Source organism: Ruegeria sp. (assembly GCF_965221235.1).
Classification (GTDB): Bacteria; Pseudomonadota; Alphaproteobacteria; order Rhodobacterales; family Rhodobacteraceae; genus Ruegeria.
The window spans coordinates 2,193,380-2,211,371 of sequence record NZ_CBDCRS010000004.1 but is presented as its reverse complement, the minus strand read 5'-3'; the positions used below and the strand labels follow the sequence as shown (position 1 = coordinate 2,211,371).

The 17,992-nt window shown below is 57.8% G+C and carries 12 protein-coding genes; 2 read left to right on the top strand and 10 right to left on the bottom strand.

Going from position 1 to position 17,992, the window contains the following annotated elements; all coding sequences use genetic code 11:
* Positions 1-38 precede the first annotated feature (38 nt).
* Genes tuf through rpsL form a run of 4 tightly spaced genes read right to left on the bottom strand, consistent with a single transcriptional unit; the run spans position 39 to position 4,268 of the window.
* On the bottom strand, positions 39-1,214 hold the full coding sequence (tuf, locus tag ACOQOY_RS14210) for an elongation factor Tu (protein ID WP_420586056.1): 1,176 nt from the start codon (positions 1,212-1,214) through the stop codon (positions 39-41).
* Positions 1,215-1,274: 60 nt separating this feature from the next.
* Complete coding sequence (fusA, locus tag ACOQOY_RS14205) at positions 1,275-3,392, bottom strand: elongation factor G (RefSeq protein ID WP_420586055.1); 2,118 nt, start codon at positions 3,390-3,392, stop codon at positions 1,275-1,277.
* Between the two features lie 18 nt (positions 3,393-3,410).
* Complete coding sequence (gene rpsG / locus ACOQOY_RS14200; protein WP_039529242.1) at positions 3,411-3,881, bottom strand: 30S ribosomal protein S7; 471 nt, start codon at positions 3,879-3,881, stop codon at positions 3,411-3,413.
* 15 nt (positions 3,882-3,896) lie between these two features.
* On the bottom strand, positions 3,897-4,268 hold the full coding sequence (gene rpsL, locus ACOQOY_RS14195) for a 30S ribosomal protein S12 (protein WP_005621086.1): 372 nt from the start codon (positions 4,266-4,268) through the stop codon (positions 3,897-3,899).
* A 397-nt stretch (positions 4,269-4,665) separates the two neighbouring features.
* Here rpsL and ACOQOY_RS14190 point away from each other — a divergent pair, with 397 nt between their 5' ends.
* Positions 4,666-5,472 carry a putative rhamnosyl transferase gene (locus tag ACOQOY_RS14190; RefSeq protein WP_420586054.1) on the top strand — a complete coding sequence of 269 codons (807 nt, stop codon included), beginning with the start codon at positions 4,666-4,668 and terminating at the stop codon, positions 5,470-5,472.
* Here the strand turns inward: ACOQOY_RS14190 and ACOQOY_RS14185 are convergent.
* Complete coding sequence (locus ACOQOY_RS14185) at positions 5,457-6,326, bottom strand: DMT family transporter (protein WP_420586053.1); 870 nt, start codon at positions 6,324-6,326, stop codon at positions 5,457-5,459. The genes ACOQOY_RS14190 and ACOQOY_RS14185 overlap by 16 nt on opposite strands.
* A gap of 214 nt (positions 6,327-6,540) precedes the next feature.
* Between ACOQOY_RS14185 and ACOQOY_RS14180 the strand changes: the two genes are divergently transcribed.
* Positions 6,541-7,347, top strand: a complete 807-nt coding sequence (locus tag ACOQOY_RS14180) for a DUF2189 domain-containing protein (RefSeq protein ID WP_420586052.1) — start codon at positions 6,541-6,543, stop codon at positions 7,345-7,347.
* 112 nt (positions 7,348-7,459) lie between these two features.
* Here ACOQOY_RS14180 and rpoC read toward each other — a convergent pair whose 3' ends face one another.
* The 5 genes from rpoC to ACOQOY_RS14155 all read right to left on the bottom strand — a co-directional run bounded on the left by rpoC (position 7,460) and on the right by ACOQOY_RS14155 (position 17,972).
* On the bottom strand, positions 7,460-11,701 hold the full coding sequence (gene rpoC, locus ACOQOY_RS14175; RefSeq protein WP_420586051.1) for a DNA-directed RNA polymerase subunit beta': 4,242 nt from the start codon (positions 11,699-11,701) through the stop codon (positions 7,460-7,462).
* Between the two features lie 50 nt (positions 11,702-11,751).
* Positions 11,752-15,888 (bottom strand): DNA-directed RNA polymerase subunit beta, encoded by a 4,137-nt coding sequence (gene rpoB / locus ACOQOY_RS14170; RefSeq protein WP_420586050.1) that lies wholly within the window; start codon positions 15,886-15,888, stop codon positions 11,752-11,754.
* Positions 15,889-16,138: 250 nt separating this feature from the next.
* Positions 16,139-16,513: a 50S ribosomal protein L7/L12 gene (gene rplL, locus ACOQOY_RS14165; protein WP_170446876.1), complete on the bottom strand. Its 375-nt coding sequence runs from the start codon at positions 16,511-16,513 to the stop codon at positions 16,139-16,141.
* A gap of 79 nt (positions 16,514-16,592) precedes the next feature.
* The gene (gene rplJ / locus ACOQOY_RS14160) at positions 16,593-17,111 is read right to left on the bottom strand and encodes a 50S ribosomal protein L10 (RefSeq protein WP_170335589.1); all 519 of its coding nucleotides are present in this window, start codon (positions 17,109-17,111) and stop codon (positions 16,593-16,595) included.
* A 312-nt stretch (positions 17,112-17,423) separates the two neighbouring features.
* Positions 17,424-17,972, bottom strand: a complete 549-nt coding sequence (locus ACOQOY_RS14155; protein WP_420586049.1) for a hypothetical protein — start codon at positions 17,970-17,972, stop codon at positions 17,424-17,426.
* Between the last annotated feature and the right edge of the window lie 20 nt (positions 17,973-17,992).

Genomic DNA, 17,992 nt, shown 5'->3' with positions numbered 1-17,992 from the left:
CGAGGGGCGCCCTTTCCATAGCATTTCGCCAGAGCGAATTACTCGATGATTTTCGACACAACGCCGGCGCCGACGGTGCGGCCGCCTTCGCGGATCGCAAAGCGCAGGCCGTTTTCCATCGCGATCGGGGCGATCAGCTCAACGCCGAACGACACGTTGTCGCCAGGCATGACCATCTCGGTGCCTTCGGCCAGGGTCACGGTGCCGGTCACGTCAGTCGTACGGAAGTAGAACTGCGGACGGTAGTTCGCGAAGAACGGAGTGTGACGACCGCCTTCTTCCTTGGTCAGGATGTAGGCTTCGGCTTCGAACTTGGTGTGCGGTGTAACCGAACCCGGCTTACACAGAACCTGGCCACGCTCAACGCCGTCACGATCCACACCACGCAGCAGGGCGCCGATGTTGTCGCCTGCTTCACCGCGGTCCAGCAGCTTGCGGAACATTTCAACGCCGGTGCAGGTGGTTTTCGAAGTGTCGCGGATGCCGACGATTTCGATCTCGTCGCCAACGTTGATCACGCCACGCTCAACACGACCCGTAACAACGGTACCACGGCCCGAGATCGAGAACACGTCTTCGATCGGCATCAGGAACGGCTGGTCAACAGCACGCTCAGGGGTGTCGATGTAGTCATCAACAGCCGCCATCAGTTCCTTGATCTTCTCTTCGCCGATTTCCGGGTTGTTGCCTTCCATCGCGGCCAGAGCCGAACCTGCGATGATCGGAATATCGTCGCCGGGGTATTCATACGAAGACAGCAGCTCGCGGATTTCCATTTCCACCAGTTCCAGCAGCTCTTCGTCGTCAACCTGGTCAACTTTGTTCATGAACACGACCATCTTCGGGATGCCAACCTGGCGGCCCAGCAGGATGTGCTCACGCGTCTGCGGCATCGGGCCGTCAGCAGCGTTCACAACCAGGATCGCGCCGTCCATTTGAGCGGCACCGGTGATCATGTTCTTGACGTAGTCGGCGTGGCCGGGGCAGTCGACATGCGCATAGTGGCGGTTGTCGGTCTCGTATTCCACGTGGGCGGTCGAGATGGTGATGCCGCGCGCTTTCTCTTCCGGCGCACCGTCAATCTGGTCATACGCTTTGAAGTCACCGAAATACTTGGTGATTGCTGCGGTCAGCGTGGTCTTGCCGTGGTCAACGTGGCCAATCGTGCCGATGTTGACGTGCGGTTTTGTACGCTCAAACTTTTCCTTTGCCATGATGGCCTCCTTTTTCGGTAATGAAGGGAGCCCCTGACCGGAGCTCCCTCAAATCGTCGCTTATGCGTATTTCGCCTGGATCTCGTCCGAGATGTTCTGCGGAACCGGATCGTAGTGGTCGAACTGCATGGTGAACTGGGCACGGCCCGACGACATCGAACGCAGAGTGTTGATGTAGCCGAACATGTTCGCCAGCGGAACGAACGCGTCGATCGCGATCGCGTTGCCGCGCGGTTCCTGACCAGACACCTGGCCACGACGCGAGGTCAGGTCGCCGATGATACCGCCGGTGTATTCTTCCGGGGTGATCACTTCGACCTTCATGATCGGTTCCAGCAGTTTCGCGCCAGCTTTGCGCATGCCTTCACGCATACACATACGGGCCGCGATTTCGAACGCCAGAACGCTCGAGTCAACGTCGTGGAACTTACCGTCCAGCAGGGCAACCTTGAAGTCGATCACGGGGAAGCCAGCCAGCGGGCCGCTGTCCATGACCGAGTTGATGCCTTTTTCAACACCCGGGATGTATTCCTTCGGAACGGCACCACCAACGATGCGGCTTTCGAACGAATAACCTTCGCCCGGCTCGGTCGGCTGGATTTCCAGCTTAACTTCACCGAACTGACCCGAACCACCCGACTGTTTCTTGTGGGTGTAGGTGTGCTCGACCGGCATCGAGATGGTTTCACGGTATGCCACCTGCGGTGCACCGATGTTCGCCTCGACCTTGAACTCGCGCTTCAGACGATCAACCAGGATGTCCAGGTGAAGTTCGCCCATGCCCTTCATGATGGTCTGACCGGATTCCAGGTCGGTTTCCACACGGAAGGACGGGTCTTCAGCGGCCAGACGGGCCAGACCCTGAGACATCTTCTCTTGGTCGCCCTTGGTTTTGGGCTCAACCGCGATCTCGATCACCGGATCAGGGAAGGTCATGGTTTCCAGAACCACCGGATCCTTCGCATCACACAGGGTGTCACCGGTGGTGGTGTCTTTCAGACCCGCCAGCGCAATGATGTCGCCTGCAAACGCTTCTTCGATCTCTTCCCGGTTGTTCGAGTGCATCATCATCATACGACCGATGCGCTCTTTCTTACCTTTGGTCGAGTTCAGGATCGAGTCACCCTTGTTCATGGTGCCCGAGTAAATCCGGGTGAAAGTCAGCGAACCAACGAAGGGGTCGTTCATGATTTTGAACGCCAGACCCGAGAACGCCATTGCGTCATCGGCACGACGTGCGATGTCACGAACTTCTTCCTCGTCGCCGGGTTTGAAGCCCATGTAATCAACAACGTCCAGCGGGCTGGGCAGATAGTCGATCACAGCGTTGAGCAGCGGCTGAACGCCTTTGTTCTTGAACGCCGAACCACCCAGAACCGGAACGAACGCGATGTCCAGAGTGCCTTTGCGCAGCAGGGCGCGCAGGGTCGGAACGTCGGGCTCATTGCCTTCCAGGTATTCCATCATCGCGTCGTCGTCCATTTCGACGGCCGCTTCGATCATCTTGCCGCGCCATTCGTCAGCCATGTCTTTCAGGCTGTCGCGGATGGGGGCTTTGATCCAGCTTGCGCCCAGATCTTCGCCCTGCCACAGCCACTCTTCCATGGTGACCAGGTCGATCAGACCTTCCAGCTCGGACTCGGCGCCGATCGGAATACCAACCGGAACAGCGCGTGCGCCGGTGCGGTCTTCGATCATGCGAACGCAGTTGAAGAAGTCTGCGCCGATCTTGTCCATTTTGTTGACGAAAACCATACGCGGAACCTTGTAGCGATCAGCCTGACGCCACACGGTTTCGGTCTGGGGCTCAACACCGGCGTTTGCGTCCAGAACGCAGACGGCACCGTCGAGAACCGCCAGCGAACGCTCAACTTCGATCGTGAAGTCAACGTGGCCGGGGGTGTCGATGATGTTCAGGCGGTGCTTGGGGGTATCGGCGGTCTGACCGTCCTCGGTGCGCTCCCAGAAAGTGGTGGTCGCAGCCGAAGTGATGGTGATGCCGCGTTCCTGCTCCTGCTCCATCCAGTCCATGGTGGCTGCACCATCGTGCACCTCACCGATGTTGTGGGATTTACCAGTGTAATACAGGATACGCTCCGAGCAGGTGGTCTTACCTGCGTCGATGTGCGCCATGATACCGAAGTTACGGTATAGTTCGAGCGGATATTCGCGTGCCATTTTTGATAAGCCTCTGAATTACCAACGGTAGTGGCTGAAGGCTTTGTTCGCCTCGGCCATCTTGTGGGTGTCTTCGCGCTTCTTCACGGCAGTACCGCGGGACTGTACAGCGTCCAGCAGTTCACCGGCGAGGCGTTCTTCCATGGTGTTTTCGTTGCGACCGCGCGCAGCAGTGATCAGCCAGCGGATGGCCAGTGCTTCGCGGCGCTCAGGACGGACTTCGACCGGAACCTGATAGGTTGCACCACCAACCCGGCGCGAGCGAACCTCGACCGACGGTTTGATGTTGTCGAGGGCTTCGTGGAACACTTCGACAGGTGCGCGCTTGATCTTGTTCTCAACGCGATCAAAGGCGTTGTAGACAATGCGCTCTGCGACCGACTTCTTGCCGTCGATCATCAGGTTGTTCATGAATTTGGTCAGTACCTTGTCGCCAAATTTGGCGTCAGGCAGGACTTCGCGTTTTTCGGCGGCGTGACGACGTGACATATCAGCCTCTCCTTCTTACTTGGGACGCTTCGCGCCGTATTTCGAACGACGCTGCTTACGATCTTTGACGCCCTGAGTATCCAGAACACCGCGCAGGATGTGGTAACGCACACCGGGAAGGTCTTTCACACGGCCGCCACGGATCAGAACAACCGAGTGTTCCTGCAGGTTGTGGCTTTCACCGGGGATGTACGAGATGACCTCGAACCCGTTGGTCAGGCGCACCTTGGCAACCTTACGCATCGCCGAGTTCGGCTTTTTTGGTGTGGTGGTGTACACACGGGTGCAGACGCCGCGTTTCTGCGGGCACTGCTCCAGGTGCATGGACTTCGAGCGTTTTACTTTGGGCTGCCGCGGCTTGCGGATCAGCTGTTGAATAGTTGGCATTCCGGTTTCTTCCCCGTTTTGCAACACACATGACATGCACGCGCATTGCGTGCGGTTAAATTCGCTGCACTCATGCGTCCACAAGCGCAAAATCCGCGAGCGTTCCCATTCCGAGGTGAACGTCGCGGTTGGTTATCAGAGGACGCGAACGGCAAAATTGTCCGGGTCTTGACCAGTTCATTACTGAAATCGGCTATGGGGCGGCCCCCGGTACCGAGATGACGCGCGTAATAGGGGGAGTCGGGCGCGGTGTCAACAGTGCGACCCGATCGAGCGCCCAACAGGCCGGTTCAGGCGGATTTATCAGGGTGCAACAAGGATTTCCAGCGCCACAGTCGTTGCGGGCCACGGCCTGCAAGGGCATAGTCCCGTTAACAGACGGAACCACGGATGAATCATGCAAGTTATCGGCCTTTGCCGCTTTTCCTACCCTGCTTATGGCGGCTTTCAGGTAGAGCATGACACGATCGAGGACCGCAGGCGGTACCTCTATAATCCCAACCGTCTGGAAGAGCGGTTCCGCCTGTTCGAAACCGTTACCCTGCCCTGTTTCAGGGAACAAACCGACGAGGATTTCAAACTTCTCATTGTGATCGGTGAGTGCCTGCCCAAACCCGCCTATGACAGGTTGCACGATCTGACGGCTGGCATGAAACAGGTCCAGATCATCGCCCGCGAACCGATGCGTCAGCGCAAGGTAATGAAAGAGGTCATAAACGCGGCGCGCGGCAGCTTCGATGCTCCCTGCCTGCAATTTCGACATGATGACGACGACGCCGTATCGGTGGACTTCGTAGAACGCCTGCGTGGTTCCTTAGAAGACGGCAGGAGGCTGATCGAAAAAAGCCGAACCGTCGCCATCGACTATAACAGTGGCTTCTTTGCCCGCTTTGGGGCCGGGGGCATTGTGGCCCGGCAAAAGTTCCAACCCCTGCTGGGTGTTGGTCTGGGCATGTATGTGCGTGCTGGTTGCGACCTGACTATCATGAATTTCGGCCATCATCGGATCGGGAATTTTATGCCCGTGATCAGCTATCCCGACGCGCCGATGTGGGTCCGCAGCCTAAGTCAATTCAACGACTCGTACCATGCCCGCAACAACAAGGCCGAACTGCTACCGCTGAACCGTGAACAAGAGGGGGAGTTCATCGCGCGGTTCGCTATCGACCAGGACGCGGTTCGCCGAGTTCACTCTGCCGCTTGATCTGATCTTTCCCGGAACAAGGTGAACAGGCCCGCCGCAACGACCAGCGCGGCCCCGAACATGGTGATCGTGTCCGGCCATTCGTCGAAAACCAACCAGCCAAGCCCCAGCGCCCAGATCAGACTGGAATAGCGGAACGGCGCGATGAAACCGACCTCGCCCACACGCATCACCATCACACTGGACAGATATCCGATCAGTACAAACACCGCCGCCGACACCACCAGCGCCCCGTTTTCGACCGACACCGGCACCCAGCCTTCAAACGCTGAAACCACGCAGGCCGTGAGCGTAATAGTCAACGATGTCGCCAATGTCACAACCATCGACGGCACCGCGGCAGACATACGGCGTGTGATCAGATCCCGAACAGTGACAGAGGCCATCGCAGCCAGCGCGTACAAGGCATAGATACTGAACCCGTCAGGTCCCGGGCGCACAATCAGCAGCATCCCGACGAAACCGACCGCAATCGCCGTGATCCGCCGCCAGCCGATCTGCTCTGAGAAAAACAGAACCGCCCCCAGCGTCACCGTCAGGGGCAAAGCCTGCAACACCGCAGTGACATTCGCCAGTGGCATATGTTTCAGAGCTGTCAGAAAGAAGAACGTGGCCGAGACCTCGGCAATACACCGAAGCACCACCAACCACTTGTCGTGACGTGGAAAATTCAGGTGCAAAGCCCCCAGATTACGCGCCAGTATGTAGACCAGAACCGTGGCCAGCATCCCGCGTATAGTCACCAGCTGAAACAGCGGCATCTCTTGCAGGGCCACCTTGACCAGAGTGTCGTTCACCGTAAACGCGGCCATGCTGCTCATCATCAGCAGCGCGCCTTTCACATTGGGGGTCATGCGAGCCGGGTCCTGTAAATCACAAACCCCGGCATTGGCACCATCACCGATCTGATTGTCAACTCATCATGAGAGGTCAAAAGCGTCTTGACGGCCCCCTTGCTCCTATCTGTCGCCTGATGCAAACTTAAATGCAGTACGAGGCATCTCTGCTTTACGATCGGGCCTTCGCACTGATGGGCCAGACGCCTCTTTGCCTTGCGAGGAATGTGTCATGAATTCCAGCACCACGGGTTCCACACCGCCAGACAATCTGACGCCTCAGCAACAGACCATGCCTAAGGTCAACAGACTGACTGCGGGGGATATTACCGCGTCTTTGAAGGCAGGGTTTTCGGACTTTCTGGCACGCCCTGTCATGAGTGGCTTTTTCGGACTGTTCTATGCGGTTTTCGGCATCCTGTTCGTGTGGGCCTTGGTCTGGCTTGGCAAGATCTGGATGATCATTCCCGCCGTTGTCGGCTTTCCACTTGTCGCCCCTTTCGCCGCTGCCGGGCTTTATGAAATGTCCCGTCGCTTACAGAACGGGGAAAGCTTCGGCTGGAGGGACATTCTGACCGTCATGGCCGATCAACGCAAACGCGAACTGGGTTGGATGGCGTTTGTCACGCTGTTCATATTCTGGGTGTGGATTTATCAGGTTCGCCTGTGGCTTGCGATCATCCTTCAGAACGCATCCTTTTCGGATTTCGACGGATTTCTGAATACCGTATTTTTCACTCCCCAAGGCTGGACCTTCCTTGCCGTTGGCACATGTATCGGAGCGGTATTGTCGGGTGTCCTCTTCGCCGTAACAGTTATCGCCATGCCCATGCTGCTGGACCGCGAGACCAATTTCGTGTCCGCCATGCTGACCTCCCTTCGCGCCGTGTCGGAAAGCCCGGTGGTCATGCTGACCTGGGCGGCAATCATCTCAATCACCATGGTGTTGTCGCTGATCCCGGCATTTATTGGCCTGATCTTCACCCTGCCGATCCTTGGCCATACCACGTGGCACCTGTATCAAAGGGCCGTCGACTGATCCCAAAAGCCGCACGCCCATCCTGCCCTTTAAGCGATGTGAATGAGGTGCGACCTCAAACAAAAAGGCCCCGCGATACCGCAGGGCCTTCTCAATTTCTATGTGCCGAGGCTTATTCGCGGCTTTCCGGTGTTTCCACCAGAACGTCCAGTTCGTCGCCGACCATGTCGTCGTCGATCATCGGCGCAGCCAAGGCAGCGGCCGCTTCGGCCTCTTCCCGGCGGGCTTCGATCACGACGTTGTCGCGCGACTGAGCAACCTGACGCACGGCCTGGGTCGCACCACCGGTACCGGCAGGGATCAGGCGACCAACGATGACGTTCTCTTTCAGGCCAACCAGCTTGTCTTTCTTGCCCTGAACCGAAGCTTCGGTCAGCACGCGGGTGGTTTCCTGGAACGACGCCGCCGAGATGAACGAACGCGTCTGCAGCGAGGCTTTGGTGATCCCCAAGAGGATCGGCTCGCCCTGTGCCGGACGACCACCGCGGGCGATGGTCTTCTCGTTGGCCGCGTCGAACTCTTGTTTGTCGACATGCTCGCCTTTCAGCAGGGTGGTGTCGCCTGAATCCAGGATTTCCCACTTCTGCAGCATCTGGCGCACGATGACCTCGATGTGCTTGTCGTTGATCTTCACGCCCTGCAGACGATAGACGTCCTGCACCTCGTCGATCATGTAATCCGCCAGCGCTTCGACACCCATGATGGACAGGATGTCATGCGGAGCCGGGTTACCGTCCATCAGGTATTCACCCTTCTGGATAAAGTCCCCTTCGGCGACCGGGATGTGCTTGCCCTTGGGCACCATGTACTCGATGGTCTCCATGGACTCGTCAGCCGGTTCGATGCTGATGCGGCGCTTGTTCTTGTAGTCGCGGCCAAAGCGCACGTAACCATCGGCTTCTGCGATGATCGCGTGATCTTTCGGACGGCGGGCTTCGAACAGTTCGGCCACACGCGGCAGACCACCGGTAATGTCCTTGGTCTTGGCGCCTTCACGCGGGATACGCGCAACAACGTCACCGGCTTCGACCTGCTGACCGTCTTCGACCGAGAGGATCGCATCCACCGACATCGGATAGTGAACCGGGTTGCCCGCATCGTTGCGGACCGGCTCGCCATCTTCACCGACCAGAATGATCTCGGGCTTCAGGTCGCTGCCTTTGGGGGCGGCGCGCCAGTCGATCACGATCTTCTGGGTCATACCGGTTGCTTCGTCGGTCTCGTCGCGGACAGCAAGGCCCGAAACAAGGTCAACGTATTTCGCAGTACCGGCTTTCTCGGCGATGATCGGCAGGGTGTACGGGTCCCACTCGAACAGCTTGTCGCCACGGGCCACTTTGGTGCCATCCTTGACGAACAGCTTGGAGCCGTAACCCAGCTTGAAGCTGGCACGCTCTTCGCCGTGTTCGTCGTTAATCACCAGCTTCATGTTCCGGCCCATGACCAGGCTTTCGCCTGCGGCATTGACCAGGATCTGCGGGTTCTCGAACGCCACAACGCCTTCCTGGTTGGCTTCCTGGAACGACTGCTGACCACCTTGGGCAACACCACCGATGTGGAAGGTCCGCATGGTCAGCTGTGTACCGGGTTCACCGATCGACTGCGCGGCGATGATGCCGACAGCTTCACCTGTATTGACCATGGTACCGCGTGCAAGGTCACGACCGTAGCAGGTTGCGCAGACGCCTTCCTCGGACTCACAGGTCAGAGGCGAGCGGATGCGCATCGAGGCAACACCAGCTTCGTCGATGGTGTCAGCCATACGTTCGTCGATCAGCTGACCAGCGGCCACGATCACCTCATCGGTGCCCGGACGCAGCACGTCATCAGCCGCCACACGGCCCAGCACACGTTCGGCCAGCGAGGCAACAACCTCACCGTCATTCACGGCTGCTTCGGCAGTGATCGCACGCTCGGTGCCACAGTCGATCTCACGAACGATACAGTCTTGCGCCACGTCCACCAGACGACGGGTCAGGTAACCCGAGTTCGCCGTCTTCAGAGCGGTATCCGACAGACCCTTACGGGCACCGTGGGTCGAGTTGAAGTACTCGAGAACGGTCAGACCTTCTTTAAAGTTCGAGATAATAGGCGTCTCGATGATGTCACCGTTCGGCTTGGCCATCAGGCCACGCATACCACCCAGCTGCTTCATCTGAGTGACCGAGCCACGCGCGCCCGAGTGGGCCATCATGTAGACCGAGTTCGGTTCCTGTTCAGAGCCGTCCTCTGCCCGATCCGACGACGAGATCGTCGACATCATCGCCTCGGTGACGCGGTCGTTACACTTCGACCAGGCATCGACAACTTTGTTGTACTTTTCGCCCTGAGTGATCAGGCCGTCCATATACTGCTGTTCAAAGTCCTTCACCTGACCGCGGGTGTCATCAACGATGCCCCATTTGTCGTTCGGGATGACCATGTCGTCCTTACCGAACGAGATGCCCGCCTTGAACGCCTCTTTGAAGCCCATCGACATGATCTGGTCACAGAAGATGACCGACTCTTTCTGACCGCAATACCGGTAGACGGTGTCGATCACCTGCTGCACTTCTTTCTTCCGCAGCAGGCGGTTGACCAGATCGAACGGCGCTTTGTTGTTCATCGGCAGCAAGGCACCCAGACGCAGACGGCCCGGAGTGGTTTCATAGCGCTTCTGAACTTCGTTGCCTTCGTCGTCGATCTGCGTGATCCGCGCGGTGATCTTGGTGTGCAGGTGCACTTCGCCGGAATCCAGCGCGTGCTGAACTTCGTCGATCGACCCGAACACCTTGCCTTCACCCGGCATGCCTTCGCGTTCCAGGGTCACATAGTAGAGACCCAGGATCATATCCTGCGACGGAACGATAATCGGCGCGCCGTTGGCAGGCGACAGAACGTTGTTCGTCGACATCATCAGAACACGGGCTTCCAGCTGCGCCTCAAGGCTGAGGGGCACGTGAACCGCCATCTGGTCACCGTCGAAGTCAGCGTTAAAGGCCGAACAGACCAGCGGGTGCAGCTGGATGGCTTTACCTTCGATCAGAACCGGCTCGAATGCCTGAATGCCAAGACGGTGCAGCGTCGGCGCACGGTTCAGCATGACAGGGTGTTCGCGGATCACCTCGTCGAGGATATCCCACACTTCGGGACGCTCTTTCTCGACCAGTTTCTTCGCCTGTTTCACGGTCGAAGACAGACCCTTGGCTTCAAGGCGCGAGTAGATGAACGGCTTGAACAGCTCCAACGCCATCTTCTTGGGCAGGCCACACTGGTGCAGCTTGAGTTCCGGTCCGGTCACAATGACCGAACGGCCCGAGAAGTCGACGCGTTTCCCCAGAAGGTTCTGACGGAAGCGACCCTGCTTGCCCTTCAGCATGTCCGACAGCGATTTCAGCGGACGCTTGTTGGCGCCGGTGATCACGCGGCCACGACGACCGTTGTCGAACAGAGCGTCAACAGATTCCTGCAGCATCCGCTTTTCGTTGCGGACGATGATGTCAGGCGCGCGCAGCTCGATCAGACGCTTCAGACGGTTGTTCCGGTTGATGACGCGGCGATACAGATCGTTCAGATCCGAGGTTGCGAAACGGCCACCGTCCAGCGGAACCAGCGGACGCAGTTCCGGCGGAATGACCGGGATCACGGTCATCACCATCCACTCTGGCCGGTTGCCCGACTCGAGGAAGGATTCAACAACCTTCAAACGCTTGATGATTTTCTTGGGCTTCAGCTCGCCGGTTGCTTCGGCCAGATCAGCACGCAGCTGCTCGGCTTCGGCTTCCAGATCGATCTGGGCCAGCATCTCGCGGATGGCTTCAGCACCGATATTCGCGGTGAACGCGTCCATGCCATAGGCATCCTGCGCATCCATGTACTCTTCTTCGGTCAGCATCTGGCCGTAGGTCAGGTCAGTCAGACCGGGCTCGATGACGACGTAGTTTTCAAAGTACAGAACGCGTTCCAGATCGCGCAGCGTCATGTCCAGCATCAGACCGATGCGGGACGGCAGCGATTTCAGGAACCAGATGTGTGCAACAGGCGCGGCCAGTTCGATGTGGCCCATACGCTCGCGGCGAACTTTCTGCAGGGTGACTTCCACACCGCATTTTTCGCAGACAACGCCGCGATACTTCATCCGCTTATATTTGCCGCACAGGCATTCGTAGTCTTTGATCGGGCCAAAGATACGCGCGCAGAACAGGCCGTCACGTTCAGGCTTGAACGTCCGGTAGTTGATGGTTTCAGGTTTCTTGATCTCGCCATAGGACCAAGACAGAATCCGCTCGGGCGACGCCAGCGAGACCTTGATCTCGTCAAAGACCTTCGGGGGCGTCAGCGGGTTGAACGGGTTGTTGGTGATTTCCTGGTTCATTTGTTACCTCAAATCTTGCGGAAGGGGGGACGGGAGGAAGGGCAGCGCCCTTACTCCTCAACCTCCGCATCCAGGAGTTCCATATTCAGGCCGAGGCCGCGGACTTCTTTAACCAGAACGTTGAACGATTCCGGTACGCCCGCTTCAAAGTTATCCTCGCCCTTGACGATCGACTCATAGACCTTGGTCCGGCCGGCGACGTCATCCGATTTCACGGTGAGCATCTCCTGCAGGGTGTAGGCGGCGCCGTAAGCTTCCAGAGCCCAGACTTCCATCTCACCAAAGCGCTGACCACCGAACTGCGCCTTACCGCCCAGCGGCTGCTGGGTAACCAGGCTGTACGGCCCGGTCGAACGCGCGTGGATTTTGTCGTCCACCAGGTGGTGCAGTTTCAGCAGGTACTTGATGCCCACGGTCACCGGACGCGCGAATTGCTCACCGGTCCGACCGTCGAACAGAACCGACTGGCCGCTTTCCGAGAAGCCCGCACGCACCAGCGCGTCGTTGACGTCAGCCTCTTTGGCACCGTCGAAGACCGGGGTTGCGATCGGCACACCACGGGTCACGTTGCCCGCAGCCTCGATCAGGCCATCCTCGTCCAGACCGGTGATGCCTTCTTCGTAGACATCTTCGCCATAGGCCAGTTTCATCGCCTCACGTACCGGGGTCAGGTCGCCAGAGCGGCGGTATTCACCCAGCGCGTCGTCGATGTTCAGACCCAGACCGCGCGCGGCCCAACCCATGTGGGTTTCCAGAATCTGACCAACGTTCATACGCGACGGCACACCCAGCGGGTTCAGACAGAAGTCAACCGGAGTACCATCAGCCAGGAACGGCATGTCTTCCATCGGAACAACCTTGGAGATCACCCCCTTGTTCCCGTGACGACCGGCCATCTTATCGCCCGGCTGAAGCTTACGCTTAACGGCGATGAAGACTTTGACCATCTTCATCACACCCGGCGGCAGGTCGTCGCCACGACGGACCTTCTCGACCTTGTCCTCGAAACGGGCGTCCAGAGCACGCTTTTGCACTTCGTACTGCTCGTTCAGAGCCTCGACAATCTGTGCGTCCTGCTCGCCTTCCAGCGCCAGCTGCCACCACTGACCACGGGTCAGGGTCTCCAGCAGTTCTTCGGTGATCACCGACCCTGCCTTGACGCCTTTCGGGCCTTTGACAGCGGTTTTTCCAAGGATCAGGCCTTGCAGACGCGCACAGATGTTGCGGTCGAGGATCGCCAGCTCGTCGTCCCGGTCACGGGCCAGACGTTCGACTTCCTCACGTTCGATCTGCAGCGCACGCTCGTCTTTCTCGACGCCGTGACGGTTGAATACGCGGACTTCAACGACCGTACCGTAATCGCCCGGTTTCACACGCAGCGAGGTGTCGCGCACGTCAGATGCTTTTTCACCAAAGATGGCGCGCAGCAGCTTTTCTTCCGGGGTCATCGGGCTTTCGCCCTTCGGAGTGATCTTGCCGACCAGAATATCGCCCGGCTCAACATCCGCACCGATGTAAACGATGCCTGCCTCATCGAGGTTGCGCAGCGCTTCTTCACCGACGTTCGGGATGTCGCGGGTGATCTCTTCCGGACCAAGCTTGGTGTCACGGGCGGCGACTTCAAACTCCTCGATATGGACCGAGGTAAAGACGTCGTCACGCGCGATACGTTCCGAGATCAGGATCGAGTCTTCGTAGTTGTAACCGTTCCACGGCATGAACGCGACGACCACGTTCTTACCCAGCGCCAGTTCACCCATATCGGTCGACGGACCATCGGCAATCACCTCGCCCTTCTGGACGGTGTCACCCACCTTGATCAGGGGACGCTGGTTGATGCAGGTGTTCTGGTTCGAACGCTGGAACTTGCGCAGACGATAGATGTCAACGCCAGCGTCGCCCAGTTCCAGATCCTCAGTAGCGCGGATAACGATACGCTGAGCATCAACCTGGTCGATGATACCCGCGCGTTTCGCCTGAATCGCAGCACCTGAGTCGATCGCAACCTTTTCCTCGATCCCGGTACCGACCAGCGGCGCTTCGGCGCGCAGCAGCGGAACCGCCTGACGTTGCATGTTCGAGCCCATCAGAGCGCGGTTGGCGTCGTCATTTTCAAGGAACGGGATCAGCGATGCAGCGACCGAGACCAGCTGTTTTGGCGACACGTCGATCAGGTCCACATTCTCACGCGGAGCAAGTGTGTAGTCACCAGCCTGACGGGTCGAAACCAGATCGTTGATGAACTTGCCATCGGCATCCAGCGTCGCGTTCGCCTGCGCCACGGTGTGACGCATTTCCTCGGTCGCGGACATGTAGTGAACCTCATCGGTCACCTCGGCGTCTTTGACAACGCGGTAGGGTGTTTCGATGAAGCCATACTTGTTCACGCGGGCAAAGGTGGCCAGCGAGTTGATCAGACCAATGTTCGGACCTTCCGGCGTTTCAATCGGGCACATCCGGCCATAATGGGTCGGGTGTACGTCGCGAACCTCAAAGCCAGCACGTTCACGTGTCAGACCACCCGGGCCAAGCGCCGAGAGACGGCGTTTGTGGGTGACTTCCGACAGCGGGTTGGTCTGGTCCATGAACTGCGACAGCTGCGAAGAGCCAAAGAATTCGCGAACAGCAGCCGCAGCCGGTTTCGCGTTGATCAGGTCCTGCGGCATGACGGTGTCGATCTCGACCGACGACATACGCTCTTTGATCGCGCGCTCCATGCGCAGCAGGCCAACGCGGTACTGGTTTTCCATCAGTTCGCCGACCGAACGCACACGACGGTTGCCGAGGTGGTCGATATCGTCCACGTCGCCTTTGCCGTCACGCAGTTCCACCAGCGCCTTGATGCAGGCCACGATGTCTTCGCGGCGCAGGGTGCGCAGGGTGTCCGGCGCGTCCAGAGCCAGACGCATGTTCATCTTCACGCGACCAACAGCCGACAGGTCATAACGCTCGCTGTCGAAGAACAGGGTGTCGAACAGGGCCGACGCAGCTTCGACGGTGGGCGGCTCACCCGGACGCATAACGCGGTAGATGTCCATCAGCGCGCTTTCACGGTTCAGGTTCTTGTCCTGAGCCATGGTGTTGCGCATGTAGGGACCAACGTTGACGTTGTCGATGTCCAGAACCGGGATGTCGGTGATGCCCGCATCGATCAGTTCCTTCACGGTGCCACCGATCAGGTCACCGTCTTTGTCGTATTCCAAGGTCAGTTCATCACCGGCTTCGACATAGATCGCGCCGTTTTCTTCATTGATGATGTCCTTGGCGACGTATTTGCCAACGATGTGATCGAACGGAACCAGCAGGTCGGTGACGCTGCCTTCGTCGATCAGTTTCTTGACCGCGCGCGGGGTGACTTTCTTGCCGGCTTCAGCAATCACTTCACCGGATTTCGCGTCGATCAGATCATAAGTCGGACGGGTGCCGCGCACGCGCTCGGGGAAGAACGGCGTGACCCAGCCCTTCTTCTTGTCCAGCTTGTAGGACACGGTGTTGTAATACGCGTCCATGATCGCTTCCTGATCCAGACCCAGCGCATACAGCAGGGTGGTCACAGGCAGTTTGCGGCGACGGTCGATCCGGGCGAACACAATGTCTTTGGCGTCGAACTCAAAGTCCAACCAGCTGCCGCGATACGGGATGATGCGGCAGGCAAACAGCAGTTTACCCGAGGAATGGGTCTTGCCCTTGTCGTGGTCAAAGAACACACCGGGCGAGCGGTGCATCTGGGACACGATCACACGCTCGGTACCGTTCACGATGAACGTCCCGTTCGGCGTCATCAGGGGCATGTCGCCCATGAACACGTCCTGTTCTTTGATGTCTTTGACCGACTTGGCGCCGGTGTCCTCATCGACATCAAATACGATCAGACGCAGAGTGACCTTCAGCGGCGCGCTGTAGGTCATGTCGCGCTGCATACACTCTTCGACGTCGTATTTCGGTTTTTCCAGATCGTATTTCACGAACTCCAGAACGGAGGTTTCGTTGAAATCCTTGATCGGGAAAACCGACTGGAACACGCCCATGATGCCTTCGCCGTCAGTTGGCAGGTCTGCATCACCAGAGCGCAGGAAAAGATCATAAGAAGATTTCTGGACCTCAATGAGGTTCGGCATCTCCAGCACTTCGCGGATTTTGCCGTAATATTTACGAAGACGTTTCTGGCCAAGGAACGTTTGAGCCATGTCAGATGTCACCTTTCGATGTTCTCAGCGGGCAAAGACACCGTCGGGCCCCGGCATCTTGCACATTCGAGACGACACGTCCGGATCAATTCGTGGCCACCGTCCCGAAGGTGGCCTCCCGATCCGAAAACCGTGTCTTAGAAAACGCCCCACCCCATGAGGCCCTTTCTAAGACAGGTTCGGCTGGACCCGGATTTCTCCGGACCCAGCCAAATTCTTCGGCACATCAGCGATGCGCCAGAGACTAGACTTAGGCCAGCTCGACTTCGGCGCCAGCTGCTTCCAGCTTGGCTTTGACGTCTTCTGCTTCGGCTTTGTCCACGCCTTCTTTGATCTTGCCGCCAGCTTCGACCAGCTCTTTGGCTTCTTTCAGGCCCAGACCGGTGATGCCGCGAACTTCTTTGATCACGTTGATTTTCGAAGCGCCGGCGTTCTTCAGAACGACGTCGAATTCGGTTTTTTCTTCCTCAGCTGCGCCACCGGCGTCGCCACCAGCTGCGACCATTACGGCGCCGCCAGCTGCGGGCTCGATGCCGTACTCGTCTTTGAGGATGGTTTTCAGTTCTTGTGCTTCCAGCAGGGTCAGACCCACGATGCTTTCTGCGAGTGCTTTCAGATCAGCCATTTTATCAGCTCTTTCCGTTTACAGTGTGTGTTCCAACGTCAGGGTAGGTACCCTACGCAGATCATTCAGTGCCAACCGCTTACGCAGCTTCCGCCTTCTCTTCGATGGTGGAAAGGATGCTTGCGATGTTGCTTGCAGGTGCGCCAATCGCGCCGGCGATGTTCGAAGCAGGTGCGCCAATGCAGCCCACGATCGAAGCAATAAGCTCCTCGCGAGACGGCATTTTCGAAACTGTTTCGACGCCTTTGCGGTCCAGAGCGTTCTCACCCATTGCACCACCAAGAATCTCAAAATTCTTGTTATCCTTGGCGAAGTCCTCGGCCACCTTGGCTGCTGCCACAGGGTCCTCGGAATAGGTCAGAACGGTCATCCCTGTCAGCAGGTCGGCCATGCTTTCACACGGCTTACCCTCAAGGGCGATTTTGGCGAGCCTGTTCTTGGCAACACGCACGGCACCACCCGCGTCACGAGCACGTGCGCGAAGGTCCTGCATCTCGGCAACTGTCAGACCGGCGTAGTGAGCAACCACTACGACGCCAGAGCTTTCGAAGATTTGGCCGAGTTCCTCGACCACTTTCTCTTTCTGGGCTCTATCCACAGTTCTCTCCAAGTTAGGGGCGATATCTCACCCCGGCTCATATTTGCCGTAGCTTTCGCTCCGGCGTTCAGGTCCGTTATTACGGGATTGGCCAAAATGCGCCCGAGGGCTGGACCCTCAGAATTCTTTGGTCTTACCCGTCTCAGGCAGGGAATTAAGGGGCCAGATGGACCCACCCACCGTCTTGGACGAAACAAAATAAAGCGCACGACGAATCGCACGCTTTATTCCGTAGCTCTCTTTAGGGCAGATATGCGGGGTTTCCAAGGGGTAAATTACACAAGGTTGCTTGCCGCTTTCCCGTCAAATCGTTCAGTTCTCTCGGGAGATCGACACCGCAGTTTGGTAGGTTTGCTTTATGTAAGCCCCTGTCACAACATACACCTGATCACCCTTTTGGTATTTAAAGCCCTTTTTGGGATTGCCCACTGGCTTATATCCCCTGGAATTGAGCGAATTGGCAACAAAGACAAAGGCTTCGCGATAGCCGGAAAAATTCCCGATTAAGAACTGACACCAGTTCTTTTTCGGGGGATAGCTCAAGATCGTGTTGGAGCCGTTCACCCTATCCCAGCCTGAATCGCCGCGTTTTTTCTTGTACCCTTCTCCCCTTAATGTGTTCATCTTCGAAAAGCCCAGGGCCGCCATCTTGTCGCTGGAGACCGGCTGACCCGTTTCAAGAACGTCCAAACAGACATCGATCAACGGAGCAAGCTCAGCAGTCACCAGTTTTGTGTTGGAAGCAGATGCACGCTTGTTCTGTTCTGCCTTTTCCGCCCGGTATTCCGGGGTGTCATATGCGCAGCCTGAAAAAAGAAACGACCCGCCAATCACTGCGGCTATCACTGTCTTTATTGTCATTTTGAATTCTCATACTCATT